18 protein-coding genes are annotated in these 20,281 nt (G+C 60.7%); 7 read left to right on the top strand and 11 right to left on the bottom strand.

Annotation, left to right across the window (positions count from 1 at the left end; all coding sequences use genetic code 11):
- The first annotated feature begins 28 nt into the window (after positions 1-28).
- The 7 genes from ACMG4M_RS15475 (at position 29) to ACMG4M_RS15445 (ending at position 6,390) form a co-directional block, all read left to right on the top strand.
- On the top strand, positions 29-1,066 hold the full coding sequence (locus tag ACMG4M_RS15475; protein ID WP_272962166.1) for a sensor histidine kinase: 1,038 nt from the start codon (positions 29-31) through the stop codon (positions 1,064-1,066).
- Between the two features lie 15 nt (positions 1,067-1,081).
- Entirely contained in the window at positions 1,082-1,822 is a 741-nt protein-coding gene (locus tag ACMG4M_RS15470; RefSeq protein ID WP_035245271.1) for a LytR/AlgR family response regulator transcription factor, read from the top strand.
- Between the two features lie 83 nt (positions 1,823-1,905).
- Positions 1,906-2,217, top strand: a complete 312-nt coding sequence (locus ACMG4M_RS15465) for a TRL-like family protein (protein WP_035245269.1) — start codon at positions 1,906-1,908, stop codon at positions 2,215-2,217.
- Positions 2,218-2,378: 161 nt separating this feature from the next.
- A complete protein-coding gene (hemC, locus tag ACMG4M_RS15460) occupies positions 2,379-3,311 on the top strand; it encodes a hydroxymethylbilane synthase (protein ID WP_035245267.1) in 933 nt (310 codons plus the stop codon).
- Positions 3,312-3,316: 5 nt separating this feature from the next.
- Positions 3,317-4,015, top strand: coding sequence for a uroporphyrinogen-III synthase (locus ACMG4M_RS15455; RefSeq protein WP_414430350.1), 699 nt, complete (start codon positions 3,317-3,319; stop codon positions 4,013-4,015).
- A gap of 183 nt (positions 4,016-4,198) precedes the next feature.
- The gene (locus ACMG4M_RS15450) at positions 4,199-5,164 is read left to right on the top strand and encodes a uroporphyrinogen-III C-methyltransferase (RefSeq protein ID WP_414430349.1); all 966 of its coding nucleotides are present in this window, start codon (positions 4,199-4,201) and stop codon (positions 5,162-5,164) included.
- Complete coding sequence (locus ACMG4M_RS15445; protein ID WP_414430348.1) at positions 5,161-6,390, top strand: heme biosynthesis protein HemY; 1,230 nt, start codon at positions 5,161-5,163, stop codon at positions 6,388-6,390. Before ACMG4M_RS15450 ends, ACMG4M_RS15445 begins: the two co-directional genes overlap by 4 nt.
- 214 nt (positions 6,391-6,604) lie before the next feature.
- Here ACMG4M_RS15445 and ACMG4M_RS15440 read toward each other — a convergent pair whose 3' ends face one another.
- The 11 genes from ACMG4M_RS15440 to ACMG4M_RS15390 all read right to left on the bottom strand — a co-directional run bounded on the left by ACMG4M_RS15440 (position 6,605) and on the right by ACMG4M_RS15390 (position 20,017).
- Positions 6,605-7,132, bottom strand: a complete 528-nt coding sequence (locus ACMG4M_RS15440; RefSeq protein WP_035245259.1) for a membrane integrity-associated transporter subunit PqiC — start codon at positions 7,130-7,132, stop codon at positions 6,605-6,607.
- Positions 7,129-8,745: an intermembrane transport protein PqiB gene (pqiB, locus tag ACMG4M_RS15435; protein ID WP_035245258.1), complete on the bottom strand. Its 1,617-nt coding sequence runs from the start codon at positions 8,743-8,745 to the stop codon at positions 7,129-7,131. The genes ACMG4M_RS15440 and pqiB overlap by 4 nt, the downstream gene beginning before the upstream one ends.
- Positions 8,742-10,028, bottom strand: coding sequence for a paraquat-inducible protein A (locus ACMG4M_RS15430; RefSeq protein WP_052042470.1), 1,287 nt, complete (start codon positions 10,026-10,028; stop codon positions 8,742-8,744). Before ACMG4M_RS15430 ends, pqiB begins: the two co-directional genes overlap by 4 nt.
- Positions 10,029-10,216: 188 nt before the next feature.
- Positions 10,217-11,290, bottom strand: coding sequence for a 2Fe-2S iron-sulfur cluster-binding protein (locus tag ACMG4M_RS15425; protein ID WP_277672796.1), 1,074 nt, complete (start codon positions 11,288-11,290; stop codon positions 10,217-10,219).
- A 48-nt stretch (positions 11,291-11,338) separates the two neighbouring features.
- The gene (locus ACMG4M_RS15420; protein WP_035245252.1) at positions 11,339-11,725 is read right to left on the bottom strand and encodes an MAPEG family protein; all 387 of its coding nucleotides are present in this window, start codon (positions 11,723-11,725) and stop codon (positions 11,339-11,341) included.
- A 125-nt stretch (positions 11,726-11,850) separates the two neighbouring features.
- Positions 11,851-13,167, bottom strand: a complete 1,317-nt coding sequence (locus ACMG4M_RS15415; protein WP_414430347.1) for a DsbA family protein — start codon at positions 13,165-13,167, stop codon at positions 11,851-11,853.
- A 473-nt stretch (positions 13,168-13,640) separates the two neighbouring features.
- Positions 13,641-15,488, bottom strand: a complete 1,848-nt coding sequence (ilvD, locus tag ACMG4M_RS15410; RefSeq protein WP_414430346.1) for a dihydroxy-acid dehydratase — start codon at positions 15,486-15,488, stop codon at positions 13,641-13,643.
- A gap of 111 nt (positions 15,489-15,599) precedes the next feature.
- Positions 15,600-16,172 carry a hypothetical protein gene (locus ACMG4M_RS15405; protein WP_414430345.1) on the bottom strand — a complete coding sequence of 191 codons (573 nt, stop codon included), beginning with the start codon at positions 16,170-16,172 and terminating at the stop codon, positions 15,600-15,602.
- A gap of 365 nt (positions 16,173-16,537) precedes the next feature.
- Positions 16,538-17,857 (bottom strand): amino-acid N-acetyltransferase, encoded by a 1,320-nt coding sequence (gene argA / locus ACMG4M_RS15400; protein ID WP_414430344.1) that lies wholly within the window; start codon positions 17,855-17,857, stop codon positions 16,538-16,540.
- Positions 17,858-18,057: 200 nt separating this feature from the next.
- Positions 18,058-19,326, bottom strand: a complete 1,269-nt coding sequence (locus ACMG4M_RS15395) for an inorganic phosphate transporter (RefSeq protein WP_414430343.1) — start codon at positions 19,324-19,326, stop codon at positions 18,058-18,060.
- A 10-nt stretch (positions 19,327-19,336) separates the two neighbouring features.
- Complete coding sequence (locus ACMG4M_RS15390; RefSeq protein ID WP_414430342.1) at positions 19,337-20,017, bottom strand: TIGR00153 family protein; 681 nt, start codon at positions 20,015-20,017, stop codon at positions 19,337-19,339.
- Between the last annotated feature and the right edge of the window lie 264 nt (positions 20,018-20,281).

Genomic DNA, 20,281 nt, shown 5'->3' with positions numbered 1-20,281 from the left:
CTAGTGATTTTTACTGATAGGAGAATCAATGGCGGCCACGGACGACCGGCCCAATACCAGCTTCCTGCCTGATCTGTGCAGCACCCGCGCGGTGCTGGTGGTGGTGGTGGTGGCGGAGCTCATGGCCCTGGTAATCAACCTGGTGGCCACCTATTACAGCGATTTCAGCATGGGCAGGCTGGCGATCACCTCCCTGTTTGTGCAGTGGGTGGGACTTACCTCGGCGGCGCTGGTCTGCCAGCTACGTTCCCGACTCAATCGCCTGGCTCCGGCCGGTGCGGCGGTGGCGGTGGTGCTGCTGGTGGTAATCGACACCCTGGTGTTCAGCGTGGTGGCGGCCCTGGTGATGAGCTGGGTGACCGGAAATCTGATGCCGGGCTCCCTGTGGTCCATGGAAATTCTCGTCAACGGCCTGATTGCCGCCATTATTGCCGGCCTGGTCATGCGCTATTTCTACGTGCAAGAACAGCTTCGCCAGAAGGGGCAGGCGGAATTGCAGGCGCGCATCCAGGCCCTGCAATCACGGATTCGCCCGCACTTCCTGTTTAATTCCATGAACATCATCGCCAGCCTGATTGCGGTGGACCCGGATACCGCCGAGAAAGTGGTGGAAGATCTGTCGGTGCTGTTTCGGGCCAGCCTGAAGAATATCGGCAACGAGGTCTCTCTGGATGAGGAACTGGAGCTGTGTCGGCGCTATATTCATATTGAGCAATTGCGCATGGGCGAGCGTCTCCAGGTGGAATGGGATATCCGCGTGGAGGCAAAAAGCGTGATGATTCCGCTGTTAACCTTGCAACCCTTGCTCGAAAATGCCATTTATCATGGCATACAACCATTAGCTGCGGGCGGCGTGGTGACGATCCGGGCCCTGGCAGCAGATGGCGAGTTGGTATTATCGGTGAGTAACCCCAAGCCGGAAGGCGACGGGCACCACAACGGCAACCGAATGGCGTTGGAGAATATTCGTCATCGACTGGAAGCGTTGTATGGTGACGAGGTGGCGGTGGAATCACGGCCGCAACAAAAAGAATACGAAATCGAAATCCGATATCCGCTGCAATAAAAAAGGATGGGAATTATGCGGGTGCTTGTGTGCGACGACGAACAACTGGCTCGGGACCGGCTCAAGCGGCTGGTAGAGAAAACCGACGGCGTTGAAGTGGTGGCAGAAGCGGCCAACGGCCGCGAGGCTGTGGATCAGGCTCAAATCACCAGGCCTGACGTGATCCTGATGGATATTCGCATGCCGGAAATGGACGGTATGGAAGCCGCCGAGCATCTCAGCAAGATGGATAATCCCCCGGCGCTGATTTTCTGTACCGCCTATGACGAACATGCCCTGCAGGCCTTCAAGGTCCATGCGGTGGACTATCTGCTCAAGCCGGTCAGTGCCGATGATCTGGCCACGGCGCTGGGCAAGGCCCGGACCCTGAACCGGGTGCAACTGGCGGAAATCGGCAGGGATGTCAGTGAAGAAAAGCCGCGCCGGCGCGGGCATATCAGTGCCCGCACCCACCGGGGTCTGGAACTGGTGCCAGTGGATGAGGTGCGCTATTTCCTGGCTGACCAGAAATACGTCACCGTCTGCTCCGGCGAGGGCGAAGTGCTGATCGATGAAACCCTCAAGGAGCTGGAGACCGAATTCGGTGACCAGTTCGTGCGTATTCACCGCAATGCCCTGGTGGCGTTGAAGTTTATCGAGGGTATGGAGATGGCCACTGCCGGCCACCACCAGGTACGCCTGCGCGGCATCGATGAAAGGCTCACTGTCAGCCGCCGGCATGTGGCCGGCTTGCGCCGGGTGCTGCAGAATCTGTAGTCGTTAACAGAGGTCTGTCGGCATGCTAGCCTTGGACCTCCCCATGTTCCTAGCAATCCAATAACAAGAACAGGAAACCTGCCATGAAAAAGCTTCTTCTTCTGCTGGTCAGCGCCGCAGCACTGAGCGGTTGTGCCTCCGCCACCATGCCGGTCACCGGTCTGCTCTACGGCAACGTGAAAGCGCCGCTCACCGCCACTGCTTCCACCGAGAAACCCACCCGGGTTGGCCGAGCCAGTACCCGTTCGATTCTCGGCATCATTGCCTCCGGCGACGCCAGCATCCAGACCGCAGCGCGCAACGGCGGCATCACCGAAATCCATCATGTGGACTACGAGTCCCAGAACTTCTTCGGGGTGTTGGCGGAGTTTACCGTGGTGGTTTACGGTAACTGATTGCCCCTTTTGAATTTGTAGGAGCCATGCTCGCCATGGCGAACTTGCTTGCGATCTCAATGGTTCGCTGCGCTCAGTTCGCCATGGCGAGCATGGCTCCTACGGTATGAGCTTCTCTTCCTGTAAACTGTCCTCCTCATTTCAGAACCACAGGATCTCCCATGTCCCGCGAAGTCTTGCGTATCGCCACCCGCTCCAGCCCGCTTGCCATCTGGCAGGCAGAATACGTTCAGCAGCGTCTGGAAAGTCTGCATGAGGGGTTGAGCGTGGAGCTGGTTCGGATCAAGACCCAGGGTGACAAGATTCTCGATACCCCGCTGGCCAAGATTGGTGGCAAGGGCCTGTTCGTGAAGGAGCTGGAAGAGGCCATCATGGACGGCCGTGCGGATATTGCCGTGCATTCAATGAAGGATGTACCCATGGAATTGCCGGAAGGCTTTGCGCTGCCGGTGATCTGTGAGCGGGAAGATCCCCGCGATGCCTTTGTCTCCAATCATCATGACAGCCTGTCTGCTCTGCCACATGGTGCCTGTGTGGGGACTTCCAGCCTGCGCCGTCAGGCCCAGGTACAGGCCAACCGCCCGGACCTGGTGGTGAAAAGCCTGCGCGGTAATGTGCAGACCCGCCTGGGCAAGCTGGATGCCGGCGAGTTCGACGCCATTATCCTCGCCGCTGCCGGGCTCAAGCGGCTGGAGATGCACGAGCGGATCCGTTACGAAATGCCGCCGGAGGAATCCCTGCCGGCGGTGGGGCAGGGTGCGGTCGGCATCGAGTGCCGCGAAGGCGATGAGCGCACCATCGCACTGCTGAGTCCGCTCAGTGATGTGGATACCTGGGACCGGGTAGTGGCGGAACGAGCCATGAATCGACGTCTTGAGGGTGGTTGTCAGGTGCCTATCGCCGGCTTCGCGTTGCTGGAAGACGATCAGCTCTGGCTGCGTGGCCTGGTTGCCGAGGAAAACGGCAAACAGGTGCTCCGTGCAGAAGGGCGCGCCCCCCGCGAGCGCGGTGCCGAACTGGGTGTGGAGATTGCCGAGCAACTGCTGGCCCAGGGGGCGGATGTGATCCTCAAGGCTCTCTACGAGAAAGGCTGATTGTCATGCAGGTGCTGGTCACCCGTCCCCGGGGGCAGCAGCAGGCCTTAATGGATGCCCTGCGTCAGGCTGGCTATCAGCCGCTGCACAGCCCCGCACTGCATATCGAGCCGCTGCCGGTCAGCGATACGACCCGCCGGGTGCTGATGGACCTGGATTTGTTCCATGCGGTTTTCTTCGCCAGCAGTAATGCCGCCCGCCTGGCCCTGGCCGCCATGGCGGATATCTGGCCCCAGTGGCCGGTGGGCGTCCACTGGCTGGCGGTAGGCAAGGCCACTGCGGCGGAAATTACCCGCTGGCATCTGCAGCCCACCGTTCCTGACGGCGGTTTCAATTCCGAAGCGGTGCTATCCCTGCCCTGCCTGCAGCAACTGACGGAAAAAAAAGTGCTGTTGTGTCGTGGTGATAGCGGTCGGGAATTATTGGCACAGACTCTTGCCGAGCGAGGAGCGGAAGTTGTCACCCTGCCGTTCTATCGTCGTTTGCCCTGCGCAGCATTTCATTGCCCTGCACAATGCAACTGGGTCATGGTGACCAGTGTGGAAAGCTGGCGAGCCATCAGCGAAAAAATTCCACCTGACGTCGGGGTGGTGGCTGCCGGGGAGCGAGTGGCCTCTCATATCCGTGCGGAACATGCCGGTCCAGTGCGAGTGGCGGCCAGTGCCCATGATGAAGATATGCTGGCCACTCTGCCTTCTGCATAAAGAACATGAATGACTGATTTCTTCATATCGCCAAGGTAGTGTTTTGTAATCTATCTCCCGGGTTCATGCCCTGTTTGCCTCTCCTATTACATTGTTTAATGGACACTCAGCGCAGCCCCAATTAAGGTTTTCGCAGAGGATCGCCCGTTTGGGGGTGCCAGATAATCAGAACATGGAGCTGACATGACGCAGGAACGTCTTTATTCCCGCCAGACAGGCAAGAGCGTCTGGGTTGTACTGGTGGCGTTGGTGGTTCTGGCGGCCCTGGGGGCCGGTGGCTGGTGGGGCTGGCAACAGTTCCAGCAGATGCAGAAAGAAAAAGCCGGTCTTGCCGGTCAGATCAGCGAATTGAAAGCTGCCATGGCCAGCCAGCGCAGCGAGGTGCAGGGCGCGCTGTCTTCCTTCGAGAAAAAACAGGCGGAGCTGTCCGCCCGTATGGTCAAGGATCGCGCCGTGCTCAGCGATATGCAGAGTGGTGGGCAAACACTGTGGCTGGTCAACGAAGCCCGGGCACTGGCCAGCCTGGCCAGCCAGCGACTGCTGCTGACCCAGGATGCCTCTGCCGCGCGGCGTTTATTGAAAGCCGCGGATGAAACCCTGGCCCGCCTTGATGATCCCAAGGTGCTGCCGGGCCGTCAGGCGCTGGCCATGGACATGGAAAAACTCAGCGGTGCCGGTCAGGTGGATGTGCAAGGCATGGTGCTTCGCCTGGGCGCCCTGCGTCAGATTACCGCTGAGCTGGCGGTGCCAGTGGAGGAAGCCCCTCCCGAGCGGGATTTACCTGAAGTGAATCAGCCCTGGTGGCAAGACGTGCTCGACCGCCTGCCGATCAATGTACGTCATCACGCAGGGGCTGTGCCGTTGCCGTTGTCTGCCGAGCAGGCGTCACTGGTGCGTCTGACCCTGGATGGCAGTCTGCAGCAGGCGCAGCTGGCGCTAATGCAAGGACGTGCCAAGGCCTACCAGCAGGCGCTGGATAATGCGCGCACGACGCTGGCCCAGTGGTTCCGTGAGGATGAGCCGCGGGCGGTGCAAATGCGCAAGGCGTTGAAAGAGCTGGGTGGCAGCAGTGTGGCTCAGGCCCTGCCGGAGATTGGCGCGGGTCTGGCTGCCATTGAAGAGTTGAAACGCAAGGAGGGCGGTGCATGAAAAAAGTCGCCCTGCTGATCGTCATCGCCCTGGTTGCCGCACTGGCACTGGGGCGCTGGATGGCGGCGGATTCCGGCTACGTGCTGGTAATCCGCGATGACTTCTCCCTGGACACCACCCTGGGCTTTGTGGTGCTGGCGGCACTGCTGGCGGTGGTGGCCATTGTGGTGCTTACCCTGCTCGGCAATGCCGCCTGGAATGTGCTGGAGCCGGTGCGAGCTACACGTCGCTGGAAAAAAGCCGTGGCGGCCCGGCGTTTGCGCAGTGGTCTTCTGCAACTGGTGGATGGCGAACAAGAAAAGGCCGAGCGGCTGCTGGTAGCCGCCGGAGAAGACGGTGACTGGCCCCTGCTGGCCTGGTTGCTGGCGGCGGAAGCGGCTCAGGAACAGGAGAACGTGGAGGCCAGTCAGCGGTATCTGGAAAATGCCAGCAGCGACCGCCGTGGCCAATTGGTGGCCGGGCTGATGAAGGCCCGTTTCGCGCTGGATGATGGTTATCCGGAGCAGGCCCGCCAGGAGCTCAAGGTGCTGGCGGACCTGGCGCCGCGCAACAAACGCATCCTGCGTACCTATGCGGAAGTGCTGGAGAGCCAGAAAGACTGGCCGGCTCTGTGCGCCCTGATGCCGCGCCTCAAGCGCGCCTTCGGTGAGGGCAAGGAATCCCGTCGTGAACGCCGAGCCTGGCTGGCCCTGCTGCAGGAAACCGCGCGCAAGCCCGGCTTCAATGATGCGGACAGCCGTCGGGAGGAACTGCGCAAGCTATGGAAGGATGTGCCGGTTCATTTGAAGAATGATCCGGCCATGGTGGCCCGCTATACCGGTTTTCTGGCCCAGCTGGGCGGTGGTAAGGGCGCCTTGAATCTGGTCCGTGAGCAGTTGACCCAACAGTGGGATGACCGCTTACCGCCGGTACTGGAAGCCATCGATGATATGTCTCCGGATGATTTGCTACAGGTGCTGGAAGGCTGGCTGGCAGAACGACCGGGTAACGCAGCGGTGTTGATTACGGCCGGTCGAGTGGCTCTCAAGGCCCGTCTGTGGGGCAAGGCCCAGGGTTTCTTTGAGGCCGCCGCCAACTCCAGCCAGAGCGCCACAGCCCTGGCTGAACTGTCTCGGCTGTATCAGGCGCTGGGTGATACCAGCAAGGCACAGAAGGCCTTTGAGCGTCGCCTGCAGCAACTGGACGGAGAGTTGCCCGCGTTGCCGATGCCGGAGAAGTCGTTGTAGAACGGCATTGGCAAACGAAAACCAAAAGGCCGCGCCGGATTTCTGGTGCGGCCTTTTTGCTGTAGGAGCGCCGCTTGAGGCGCGAACAGGGCCGAGTTACGAGGAACGAAAGGACTTTCGAAACTCGAACCTCGTGACTCGCTTCTAATGCTGTTCGCGCCTCAAGCGGCGCTCCTACAAAACCCGTCGAGCCCTTGCGGCCCGGTGTGGCGGGTTATTTCAGGGCCTGGGTGATGCTCTGCCCGACTTCCTGCCAGCCCTGATCCAGGGCTTTAACCAGTGCCGCATAGCCCTCGCCGCCAATAGGGCCCTGCCACTCGATGGTTCCCCGTTGGACTTGCTCTTCATGGGTGAATTGCCAGGTGCCGGTGATCATGGCCACGTCACCCCCATTGCTCTGCACGCCCTGAAAGCGGCTGAGTTGCAGATCCAGTTTCCCCAGTTCATGGAGTGTTGTCTGGCTTGCCAGGGTGGCCGCCAGCGCCCGCTGTAGTTGCGAGCCCAGTGGCTCCGCCCAGCGATGCTGGCGGGCCACGTGCAGTTCGGTGTCGCTCAGTTGCAACACGATGCCGCCCTGGTCCAGGTAGCTGGCCAGGCTTACGCGAATCTGTAGTGGGCTGTGGCCACTGTGGCTGGCGCCGGGTAGCAGGTAGTCCGGCGCGGGTGCCGGCGGGGTCTGGCTGCAGGCGCTCAGCCACACCATCAGGGTGACCAGCAGGCCGGAAATGAACAATGATTTCATTGGCGGGAGCCTCTGGGTTGCGGATCGGGGGCCGGCTGGCGCTGGAAGATCAGTGCATTGGGCTGCCGATTCAGGGTATCCAGCAGCGGTTCGGCGTCGTTGAGTAGACGATCCAGTTTCTGCAGGGTGCCTTGCAGTTGCTGGTAGCCGTCGCCGCCGGTCTGCCAGCCCTGCAGCGTACCTTCCAGGGCGCCGAGGGTGCCGGTAAGCCGTTCCGGCAGGGCATTGAGTGCCGGGTCGGCCAGCAGGGCTTCGAGCCGTTGGGTGGTGCCGGCCAAGTTGTCCAGGTTGCGGTTCAGGTTGCCGGCAATGGATTCCATGGGCAGGTTGTTGAGGGTATCCAGAAGCCGCTGGATCTTGTCCTCGATCTTGCTGATGCCGCCGCTGTCGATCGTGGGGAAAACGGCCACATCCGCATAGCGTTCGCCACTGTTGGCAGCGGGCGTGTCGGCATGGAAATCCAGATCCACAAACAGGGCACCAGTGAGCAGGTTGCCCGGCTTCAGGCTGGCGCGCAGACCATCATCAATCATGCGATCGATTTCCTGCCGCCAGCGCTGTGTATCTTCCCGGCTCTGGTGAGTGATGCGTTGGGGTTCCAGGCGGATCAGCACCGGAATGGGAGCACTGCTGATAGTGCCCGGGCCCGATTGGGCAAAGCTCCAGGCCACTTGTTCCACGGTGCCCACACGGATGCCGCGATACTCCACCGGGGCGCCGGTTTTCAGGCCCCGCACACTACTCTCCACCAGCAACACATAATCCAGGGTGTCGGTGTAGAGAGCCCGCCGGGCGCTTTCTTCATCGTTGTGCAGGGTGAACTCCCGCTCGTCTTTTACCGGGTCGCCGGCGCGCATATTGCCATCAGGGACGGCAAAGGTGATGCCGCCGCCGATCAGGGCTTCCAGGGAGTGGATCTGAGCCTGGAAGCCGCGGGCATCGAGCTTGAAGCCAAGCCCGTTGACCTGCCAGAAACGGCTGCTGTCCGAGACCAGCACGTCGTAGGGCTTCTGGATAAAGATGCGGTGGTGGAAGCGCTTGTCGCTGGCATTGAAGCGGGTTTCCACCACCCGGCCCACTTTCAGGCTGCGAAAATGCACCGGGTCGCTCACGTCCACATTGGTCCCTGCCTCGCTGACCAGTTTCAGGAACAGGCCGGCGCCGGTTTTTTCCGGGGGCGGCGTGTCCTGTACCTGAAAACGCTTGCCCTTCTTGCCGCTTTCGCCGGGCATCAGCTCGATGTAGGAGCCGGACAGTACCGTGTTCAGGCCACTCACGCCCTCCCTGCTGATCCGGGGTTTGACCACCCAGAAGCGGGTGTCCTCGGCCAGCATGCGGTCGGTGTCTGACTGCATCTGTACGGTCAGCAGTGTGTGGCTCATGTCATCCGACAGCCTCACGCTTTCTACCAGGCCGACCTGCACATTGCGGGTTTTCACCGGCGTCTTGCCGGCGTTGATGCCTTCCGCGTCCGTCAGTTTCAGGGTAATTACCGGCCCCTGACTGGAGAGATAACTGAATACCAGCCACAGGCCGATCAGGGCAGCGGCCAGAGGGATCAGCCAGACGGCGGAAAGCCGGGTGCGGCGGGGTTCGGCTTGGGTATCACTCAAGGCTGATGCTCCGGTTGTGTGTTGGGGGGCAGCTTCTGCTGCTGGTCCCAGATCAGGCGCGGATCAAACTGGTGGGCCGCCAGCATGGTAAATATCACCACGGCGGAAAAGGCCACGCCACCCACGCCCGGGGTCACGGTAAGAATATTGCCCATCTGGAACAGGGCGACAATGATGGCCACCACGAATACATCGATCATGGACCAGCGCCCCACCCATTCGGTGATCCGGTAGAGCGCCATCTGGTTTTTCATGTCCAGGGTGTCGCGCCGGCGGCTGGCAATGCATAGCCAGCCCAGCGCCAGGATTTTTCCGAACGGCACCAGCACGCTGGCGGTAAAGATGATCAGGGCAATGGGCCAGTCGCCATGGCGGATGAAAAGCATGACACCGGCAATGATGGTGGACGGCTCGTTCTGCCCCAGGCTGGTGGTGGTCATGATCGGAAACAGGTGGGCGGGGAAGCAGCAGAGGATGGCGGTGATCAGCAGTGCCCAGACCCGTTGCAGGGTCAGCGGGTGGCGGTCATGCAGGCTGCTGTGGCAGCGGTGGCAATGGTGACTGCCCAGGGTTTGCAACTGCCCGCAGCGCTGGCAGCCGATCAGCCCCTGGCTGCGGGCGGTGAGTCCGCTGCGGGTAGCGGCGGGTTGCTGCAGATTACCCAGCAACCGCTGCCACAGGCTCACGGTATTCATGCGGGTGACGGTAATCAGCAACAACAAAGCGTAGCCGGAAAAGGTCCAGAAGGCCGAGAGCAGCTGGATATGGGCCATGGCGACGATCTTTACCAGGCTCACCAATGCGGCGATGGCAAACACATCTGCCATCATCCAGGGCTGCATGCGGGGCAGCCAGCGGGCCAGCAACAGGCTGCCGGGCAGATGACGGCGGGCGGACAGACTCAGGTGTATCCAGCAAATCGACAGCAGATAGAGCGCGGGGATCACGATGATGGTGGCGATCACGATGACCGCCAGCGACGGGTGGTGATAGACCGCCAGTTCCCAGGCGGCATCGGTCACCGTCATGGCTCTCTCAATGCCATTTTTCTCGAAACCGATGTAGGGGAAGAGCAACGACAGGCCGAGCAAAATCAGCGCGGTAAAGGCCAGCGCGGGAGTCAGTTGATCGCTCTGCGCCTGGCGCATCAGCGGGTGCCGACAACGGGGGCACTGTAGCCAGCCGCTTTCCTGGCGAAGGTCTACTTCGCATACCAGGTCGCATTCGTGGCAAGGCAGAAGCAATGTCTGGTTATGCGCCGTGGGCGGAGAATCCTGCGCCATCGCATCCTTTCCTTGGGAATTAGCTACAAGTTACAAGCTTCAAGCTACAACGCGGGCTCGGTTGTTGCCAGTCCGGGAGCGTTTTGGCCGCGATTCGAGGCGAATGCTCGATGCCCAATGACGAATTAGACTCGCATCGCGGGCTCAGGCCTCTTCGGTCGGCACGGGTTTAGCCCGCGTTGCTGCAGCTATTCCCTGGGCGCGTAATCAAACACGTCACAGTGGATATTGCCGGCGGGGACGCCTTCTTCCACCAGCGCATCGAATACCGCCCAGGCCATGGGCGGGGAACCGCCCAGGTAGAACAGCGGCAACTCCGGTTCGTTCAGGGCCGCCAGCGCTGCCTCATGCACCAGGCCTTCGGCGTGGTCCGGGTGACGGATGTCGGAGAGGGCAGTGGTGAAATCGAAGTCTTTCAGTGCCATCTTCCACTGGGAGGGGAGTGTCGGCAGGTAGAGATCTTCCGGGGTGCGGGCGCCCCAGAACAGGCGGACCGGGTGGTCGAAGTCCAGGGCGATCAGGCGTTCGACCATGGCCTTTACCGGGGCGAAACCGGTGGAGCCACAGATAAACCACACCGGCTGTTCCGGGGCGCTGTCGATAAAGCGCATGCCGGCGGGCAGGGTGGCGCTGACGGTGCTGGCTGATGTCAGGTGCGCCATGATGTCCTGGGCGGCACTGTTATCGTCGCCGTGGCGGATATGTAATTCCAGGCGGCGGCCATCGCAGTGGTTGGCGATGGAAAAGGGGAAGCTCTCGCCGTTCAGGTTGAGCATCATGTATTGCCCGGCATGCCACTGCACCCGCTTGCCGGCGGGTAGCTGTAACCAGACCCGACTCACATCGTGATTGAGCGCTTCAATCTGCTGAATCTGGCAATGAACTTCATGGCTCGGCAGTTCGCCGGGAGCGGTCACCTCGGGCACATCGATCTCACAGTCGCTGAGTGGCTGAGCGATGCAGTATAACACCTGGATGCTATCGGCATCGCCCGCATGAATGGTGTGGTTTCTTTGCTGAACGTGTCCGCTTTGAAGCGTTCCCATGCAGCGCTCACAGACACCATTGCGGCAGGCCACCGGAAAGCCGAAGCCGGCCTGCTGGCCGGCCTCGATGATGGTCTGGTCGTCATGGCAGGAGAAGCGTTCCCTGCCGTTGACGGTGATGGTGAAGATATCGGGCACGTTTTGCTGAATTGATAATGGAAAATTGAGAATTGATAACGGAAACCACCTCCAGTAAGGGCTGGCGGTGGCTTTCATGGTTTTAAGTTATCAATTATCCATTCTCAATGATCAATTGCCTGCTCTTTATGCTCCAACGCCCACGAACAGCGCCACGATACAACCCATGCCAAAGGCCCATACCAGGGTGCGGGCGCTGGCCCAGTCGGCGATATAGCAGACGGTGAACATGACCCGGCTGACCACGAAGGCCAGGGCGATGCCGTCGATGGTGGGTTGAGGGGCGGTCTGGGCCAGGTGGGCAATGATCACGGCCGCGGCAAAGGCGGGGGTGACTTCGAAGCCATTCTGCTGGGCCCAGTGGGCGCGCTTGCGGCTGCCTTCCAGGGTTTCCAGGAATTCGCGCGGGTTATGGTTCTGCTTCGGGCCGAAGCCGCCCTGGAATTTGGCTAAAGCGGTATTCAGGTAGGGCAGGAAAATGGCGGCAAGCACGCACCAATAGGCAAGGGTCATGATGTTTTCTCCGTGATTTTTATATGCCGTAGGAGCGGCGCTTGAGCCGCGAAGCCGTCTTCGAAAAGATCTCTGGGGCTTCGCGGCTCAAGCGCCGCTCCTACTGGAATGAAGATTAGGTTATCTCAGTCTTTGTCATCGGCCTGTGAGGCTAGCAGGCATGCCTCGATCACCGCAAAGCGATCCTGCCCCCAGACCATGGTGTTTTCGGTCAGGAAGCTGGGTACGCCCCAACTGCCGGCGGCCATCATGGCGTTGCGGTTGTCTTCGGCACGGTCGCGCCAGCTGTCGTCGTCCAGCCAGCGGCGGGCCCGGTTCCAGTCCAGCCCGGCATTTTCCACCAGAAACTTCAGGCCGTTGTCGGTGGCGGCATTGATGCCCTGGCTCCAGATGCCGGTGGCGGCGGCACGCAGCCATTCGCGCAGGCGGCCTTCCTTTTCCGCGAAAGGCCAGATGGCCATACAGCGTTCCACCCCGGCACCGACCGGATCGCACACCTTGCCAAATGGCACCTTGTGCAGACGGGCTTCCCGGGCGGCGTCCTTGAGGATGTAGAAACGCTTGGCCTTGGGGACCGAGAGCCCGCGCATCACCATGGGCAGGACCGGGCGAATTTTCAGGTTCAGGCCGTAATGGTCCGCCATGGCATAGGTGCGGGCCAGCGCCAGGTAGGAGTAGGGGCTGCGGAAGGAGAAAAACAGCACCAGCGGCTTGCCTTTCAGGCCTTCCGGGACCTCTTTCAGACGGGCCCGTTTGGCGCGGCCGTAGGGCAGTGGCCAGTCCGCGCTGCCCAGGCCCAGGTCGTTGAGACGATGGGCCAGATGGTCCAGCCGCTCGATACTCCAGTACCACTCACCTTCGTACTGCAGCGTGCCAGTGAGGTAGTGGCCATCCTTGAGGAACTGGTCGCGACGGGCTTCCAGTGCCAGCTGGGCCCGGTCGGCGGGCATCTGGCCGTGTTCGGTGAGCAGCTCTTCCAGCTTGTCGTGGTCGTTGCGCCACAGGGCATCCGCCAGGGCGGCGGCCAGGCTCCAGAAGCGCTCGTCGCCCTCGTGCTTGAGCAGGCAGCGGGTGGCCGCCAGGCTCACTTCCCGAGGCGGTAATTGCCAAGCGTCAGGGAAATCCAGGTCATGAACCCGGGCCAGCTGAATGGCATCACGGGGAGCCAGTTCTTCCAGCATGTCCGCCGCCGGGTACATCTGCTGATCCAGATACAGCATCACCCGGGGGGTGATGGTGATGCCGAAGTGGCGGGCAAAGCGGGGCAATACCTGGGCCATCAGCACCGAATAGGGGTCATCAATGCGGAAGTAGAATACCGCCTGATGAGGGCGCCGCTTCAGCTTGCGTTGCCATTCACGAAAGGCCCGCCGCCATTGTTGCAGGCGTTCGCTGGTGATCAACTTGGCCACCAGTGGCATCAAACGTTGTGTCAGACTCATTAACAGAGTGCTCCTCGTAGTGGGCACAAGCCGGGACCGCCGAGGGGATAACGCGTCGGCGCCGGTCAGGGTTTCTAGGGCCTGTTCCCACTACCGAAATAGCGTCTGCTGAATGCATTTTTTCGCCCAGTAGTGTCAGCCGATGTGTCGTGTAGTCATTCTACATAAACAGCGGATGGCGCTGCTGGGCGGAAAAAGGTGTCAGCCCTGCGGGTTAAGCCCCAAAATCCGCCACTCGTCGTTATTCGTCACTCATTTGGAGAGACCAAACGTCGCTCCTTATGCCTAGATCGGCGAGTTTTGGGGCTTACAGACGCCATTTCGGTAGTGGGAGCAGGCCCTTAGATACTTGTTCAGAAAGCGCCGTGTGGCAACACCCTGTCTACCGGGGTGCGGCAACGGTCATGAAACCGGCAGGGGCGGATGGGAAGCGGGGCCAACGAAAAGGGCGGCCCGAAAGCCGCCCGAGTCGGTTACTTGTTGAGCTGGCTGAGATCCCGCACGGCGCCGCGGTCGGCGCTGGTGGTCAGGGCCGCATAGGCTTTCAGGGCGGTGGATACCCGGCGTGGGCGCATTTCCATGGGCTTGTAGGCCAGTTTGCCGCGGGCTTCCATCTTGCTGCGGCGATGGGCCAGTTCCTCGTCGGAAATGTCCAGGTTGATGGAGCGGTTGGGGATGTCGATGGCGATGGTGTCGCCTTCTTCCACCAGAGCAATGGCGCCGCCTTCCGCCGCTTCCGGGGAGGCATGGCCGATGGAAAGGCCGGAGGTGCCGCCGGAGAAACGACCATCGGTGAGCAGGGCGCACTGCTTGCCCAGCCCCTTGGATTTCAGGTAGCTGGTGGGGTAGAGCATTTCCTGCATGCCCGGGCCGCCTTTCGGGCCTTCGTAGCGGATTACCACCACGTCGCCGGCGACGATCTGGTCACCGAGGATGGCGCGCACGGCGGAATCCTGGGATTCGAACACCCGGGCGCGACCGGTGAAGGTGAGGATGGAGTCATCCACCCCGGCGGTCTTCACGATGCAGCCGCGCTCGGCGATGTTGCCGTACAGCACCGCCAGGCCGCCGTCTTTGCTGTAGGCGTTTTCGTAGTTGCGGATGCAGCCGTTTTCCCGGTCGTCATCCAGGCTGTCCCAGCGGGTGTCCTGGCTGAAGGCGGTCTGGGTGGGGATGCCCGCCGGCCCGGCGGTGAACATCTTTTTCACCCCTGAATCGCTGGTGCGCATGATGTCGTAATGCTCCAGCGCTTCCGCCACGCTGGCGGAATGGACCATGGGAATGTCCCGGTGCAGCAGGCCGGCCCGGTCCAGTTCACCAAGAATGCCCATGACGCCACCGGCGCGGTGCACATCTTCCATATGGTACTTCTGGGTGGCCGGGGCCACTTTCGACAGGCACGGCACCTTGCGGCTCAGCCGGTCGATGTCTTCCATGGTGAAATCGATCTCGCCCTCCAGTGCCGCCGCCAGCAAGTGCAGCACGGTGTTGGTGGAACCGCCCATGGCGATATCCAGGCTCATGGCATTTTCGAAGGCCTTCACCGAGGCAATGTTGCGTGGCAGCACCGCCTCCACATCCTGTTCGTAATACAGCTTGGCCACATCCACGATGCGACGGCCGGCTTCCAGGAACAGTTCGCGGCGGTCCGCGTGGGTGGCCAACAGCGAGCCGTTGCCGGGCAAAGACAGGCCCAGCGCTTCGGTGAGGCAGTTCATGGAGTTGGCGGTGAACATGCCGGAGCAGGAACCGCAGGTGGGGCAGGCGGAGCGCTCCACTTCGTTGAGGGTTTCTTCGTCCACACTGTCATCGGCGGCCATCACCATGGCGTCCACCAGGTCCAGCTTGCCCTCTGCCAGCTTGGTCTTGCCCGCTTCCATGGGGCCGCCGGACACGAAGATCACCGGAATATTCAGGCGCATGGCGGCCATCAGCATGCCGGGGGTGATCTTGTCGCAGTTGGAGATGCAGACAATGGCGTCGGCGCAGTGGGCGTTGACCATGTACTCCACGGAATCGGCAATGATGTCGCGGCTGGGCAGGGAATAGAGCATGCCGTCGTGGCCCATGGCGATGCCGTCATCCACCGCAATGGTATTGAATTCCTTGGCGATCCCGCCGGCCTTCTCCACTTCGCCAGCCACCAGCTGGCCCATATCCTTCAGGTGCACGTGCCCGGGCACGAACTGGGTAAAGGAGTTGGCGATGGCAATGATCGGTTTACCGAAGTCCCCGTCCTTCATGCCCGTGGCGCGCCACAGGGCACGGGCGCCGGCCATGTTACGGCCATGGGTGGTGGTACGGGAGCGATACTGCGGCATGGGAACCTCGTGATTTCAGCAAACAGGGCGTAAGGGGTCGCATTGTAACCTACAGATTGGTTGGGCTGTAGATGCTCGCCCACTGCCTGGCGGCGATCTATGCGGCATTGTTTAAGAGTGGGGTTTGCCAAGTGTCGAGGTATGAGTACTTGCTGCTGCGGAGGAAATGGTTCTGGTCTCGCTTGGGGTATTCTGAAGGGATAGTGCAGCTTTGTGAGCTTCCTCGTTTGCTTCGTCTACTATTTTTTTTGCCTCAGCTTTTCTCTCGGGATTTGGTATCCCGTTTTCGTCAATCATGCCATCAGGTTCTGGAAGAGGCTCTCTGTGTGCTATTTCTGTGATAAGTCTGGCAAGGGTTTCTGCGGATGACTTGCTGTCAAGTAATCGAGAATCTGTTGTTAGGCTTAATCCTGTTTTTTTGCTGTCAATAATCGTTGGGGCTCCGCTGTCGAGGTCGCTTCTCTTATGTGAGAGCCACCAGCAAATGGTCCCTACAGCTAAAAAAAGAAAACTAAATAGAAAGCAGATCCATGATCTTTCAGGCTGATGCCACAAGAAAAAGAAACCGCCTATCAAAGAGAGTGCGCAAAGACCTAAGAGGGCCAATGGGGCTGCTTGACTTTTTTGGGCAACGATCTTTACATCTGCGGACAGTTTTGCGCTTGCACGATTAATCATTGTCATGAGCCTTAATCGTTACTGTTCCATCTGCATTCCTGATGGGCGCAAAAAAAGGGTTTTTATTGTAAACGCGATCGTCTCCATGGTTAAAAAGTCTTATTGGGTTGGATATCTCCGTTCCAAACCTGAAAGATGTGTTGTCACCTATAAAGCAGTTTATAAGCTCAAAGTTTGCAGTAGTGACTATTAGTACGCAGTTGTCAAATCTGCATGTCTCGAAAGTATAGCCGTCTAGTTTTACTTCTTTTTGGTTGTACCAGAGGCTAGATACTTTTGGCTTTAAAAAAAGGTTTGCTAAGCTATTTTGATCGTTAGAAGTCGACATAAATAGTGAGGATGTCCCTTGATGTTAATTTTTGATTGAGTGGCTATAGGTTTTTCACAAACACCTTCGAGTTACGCTGCCAGTTATACAGCGACTTCCGGGCCCCCGGCAGCGCTTCCACCCCAGCAAGTTCAAACCCCTGCTGCTGAAACCAGTGCGCGGTCAGGGTGGTGAGCACGAACAGGCTGGTGAGCCCCTGCTCTTTTGCCCGCCGTTCCAGGTAGCCCAGTAGCTGGGCGCCGCGCTCGCCCTTGCGGTAGCCGGGGTGTACCGCCACGCAGGCCAGTTCGCCGGTCTTGTCGTCCGGGAAGGGATACAGGGCGGCGCAGGCGATGACCATGCCGTCGCGCTCGATGATGGCGAAGCGCTGGATTTCGTTTTCCAGCAGTTCCCGGGAACGACGCACCAGGGTGCCGTCCGCTTCCAGGGGTTCGATCAGTTCCAGAATGCCGCCCACGTCGTCGATGCGGGCGCCACGCAGGGTCTCGTAAGTTTCCCGGGTGACCAGAGTGCCGCAGCCGTCGCGGGTGAACAGTTCCTTGAGCAGGGCGCCGTCGTCGTTGGCGTCGATCAGGTGGGCACGGCCGACGCCGTTGCTGGCGGCGTGGCAGGCGGCGGTGAGCTGTCGATCCACGCCGTTGTCTTGGTACTGGTCACCCGCAAGCAATTTGCCTGCCTGCTGGGGGCTGAGTTCGCGGACCAGGTTGCCTTCCGGGTCGGCCAGGCGCAGGTCATCACCCATCAGGATGAGCTTGTCGGCGCCCAGGGCGATGGCGGCGGTGGAGGCCACTTCTTCCGCGTTCACGTTGAACAGTTCGCCGGTGGGCGAGCAGCCCAGCGGAGACAGCAGCACCACATTGCCATTGCTCAGTTGCTGGCGGATGGCATCCACTTCGATGCGCCGCACTTCGCCGGTGTGCTGGTAGTCGAAACCGTTGCGTACGCCCACCGGTTTGGCGACCACGAAATTGCCGCTGATCAGGCGGATGCCGGCGTTGTACATGGGGGAGTTGGCCAGCCCCATGGAGAACAGCCCTTCGAGCTTCAGGCGCAGGGCGCCCACGGCGGCCATGACGCCGTTGAGGGCGGCACTGTCTGTGATGCGCATGTGTTGTTCGAAGGTGGATTCGATGCCGGACTCCGCCAGCCGCGCGCTGATCTGCGGGCGGGCGCCGTGAACCAGTACCAGCTTGATGCCCAGGCTGTTGAGCAGGGCCAGATCGTGGATCAGGGTAGGCAGGCGCGGGCCGTCCAGTAGTTCGCCGGAGAGCATGACCACAAAGGTACGGCCCCGATGGGCGTTAATGTACGGGGACGAGTTGCGGAACCAGTGGACCTGATTGTCGGGGGTGGTGCTGGGCACGGCGTGTCTCGGCGGTTGGTGGCTGACAGGCCAGTATAGCCAGCGGCTGTGGTGGGATGCCAGATGTGGGTAATCGCGGTCGAACGACCGCTCCCACAAAGGTGGGTTCTGGCTCCCGTGGGAGCGGTCGTTCGACCGCGAATAAAAAAACACCGCCCGGAGGGCGGCGTCAGTGTGCTTCGTGAAGCCTGTCAGTGCTGCTACGCCCCGAACAGGCCCTTGAAGAAGTAGAAGAACAGAATGGACAGCAGGGCCCCGGCCGGCAGGGTCACCACCCAGGAGGTGAAGATGGTGCTGACCACGCGCAGGTTCAGGGAGCCGATGCCGCGGGCCATGCCCACGCCCAGGATCGCCCCGACCAGGGTGTGAGTGGTGGAGATGGGCAGGCCGGTGCCGGAGGCCAGGATCACGGTGCCGGCGGCACCCAGCTCGGCGGCGAAGCCGCGGCTGGGGGTCAGCTCGGTGATGTTCTTGCCCACCGTGGCCATTACCCTGGCGCCGAGAATGGCGAGACCGAAGACGATGCCCATGGCGCCCACCAGCAGAATCCAGCCAGGCATGGCGGCTTCCCCGCCGATCACGCCTTCGTTGACGATAACGCTGTTGATGGCGGCCAGCGGTCCCACCGCGTTGGCCACATCATTGGAGCCGTGGGCGAAGGCCATGGCACAGGCGGTGAAGATCATCAGTACGGCAAAGATGCGTTCTACGGAGTGAAAGCGGAATTCCTTGTCGGCTTCCGGGTTGGGCTGGATGCGGCTGAGAATGGCGGCGCCGATCACGGCGACCACCAGACCGCCAACGGCGGACCAGCCAAGACTGGCGCCATAGCTGATTTCCAGGCCGATATGCTTGAGGCCTTTCAGCAGGGTGACGGCGCTAATCGCGAAGCCCACCAGGAACATGTAGAAGGGCACCACCCGCTTGGCCCGCTGAAAGGGATCATCCTGGTTGAGTACCAGCTTCTGTACGCTCTTGATCAGGGCAAAGGAGATAAAGCCGGCCAGCAAGGGCGAGGTGACCCAGCTGGCGACGATGTTGCCCACCTTGCCCCAGTTGACCGCGTCCATGCCCACGCCCACGGCGGCAAAGCCGACAATGGCGCCGACGATGGAGTGGGTGGTGGAGACCGGCCAGCCGAACCAGGAGGCAACAATCAGCCAGATACCGGCGGCCAGCAGGGCGGACATCATCCCGTAGACCAGATAGTGGGGGAACTCGGCAAAGACGCCGGCATCGACGATGCCCTTGCGCACGGTGGCTGTCACTTCGCCACCGGCCAGATAGGCGCCGCAGAATTCAAAGACGATGGCGATCATCACCGCCTGTTTCACCGTCAGGGCACCGGAGCCCACCGAGGTGCCCATGGCGTTGGCCACGTCGTTGGCGCCCACGCCCCAGGCCATCAGGAAGCCGAAGGCGCCGGCCAGCAGTAGCATCAAATAGCTGTGTTCAATCATCCACTCCATAAGATAGCTCCTAGCGTGCGACCAACATCTGCAGGCGGCCGCCCACTTTCTGGGCGCGATCGGCGAGATCGCCTACCCATTCGATGATCTTGTAGAGAAAAATGACATCCACCGGGGGCAGTTCGCTTTCCAGCTTGAACAGGGTGGAACGGATGGTGATTTGTTGCTCGTCGTTGTTGCGCTCCAGCCGGTCCAGCTCTTCGATGAGCTCTTCCACGATCTGGATTTCACGACCGCTGAAGCCGGTCTCGATCAGTTCATCGAGCTCGTTGATGGCTTTCTGGGCCTGGGCGGAGGTGTCGATGGCGCCCTGCACATAGTCGCGCATCACATCGGCCAGCACCGGTGGAATGGTCATTTGCCGGCCCAGCATTAGCCCGGAAATGTCCTTGGCCTTGTTGGCGACCTTGTCCTGCACGCTGATCAGATCGAGCAGATCGGTGCGAGGCATGGGCAGGAACAGGCTTTTGGGCAGGTTCAGGCGGAACTCTTTTTTCAGTTCGTCGGCCTGGTTTTCCAGCTCGGCGATGTGCTTGCGGGCTGCGCGTGCCTTGTCCCAGTCACCGTCGGTAACGGCGGCGAAGAAATCTGCCAGGGTGCGGGCACAATCGTGAACGGTGTCGTAGTGTTGCTGCAGGGGCTTGATGGGGGAGCGGCCAAAGAGGCCGGCAATGGAGCTTCCAAAGGACATAGGCGCCTCGGATCCAGAGTCAGAGTAAAACCTGAAGCAGGGGCTTCAGGTGGAATCAGTGTCCCACTTTCCCGGGCGGTCGCCCAGTAGGGAGAGGGCTCGGGTCATGGCACGACCGTGCGTCTGTCACAGACATGTCATGAAACTGGTCGCGAGTATAGTCAAAGCCGCCGGGGCTGTCAGGGGTTCAATGATAGGGTTACAGTACTAGGACAAAATAATGAGGCCGCAGGACGGCCCGTTGGTCAAACCGGAGAGTCTTGA

The organism is Alcanivorax sp. IL3, from assembly GCF_047495465.1.
In the GTDB taxonomy this organism is placed as follows: domain Bacteria; phylum Pseudomonadota; class Gammaproteobacteria; order Pseudomonadales; family Alcanivoracaceae; genus Alcanivorax; species Alcanivorax jadensis.
This window is presented reverse-complemented; position numbering and strand designations above follow the sequence as displayed.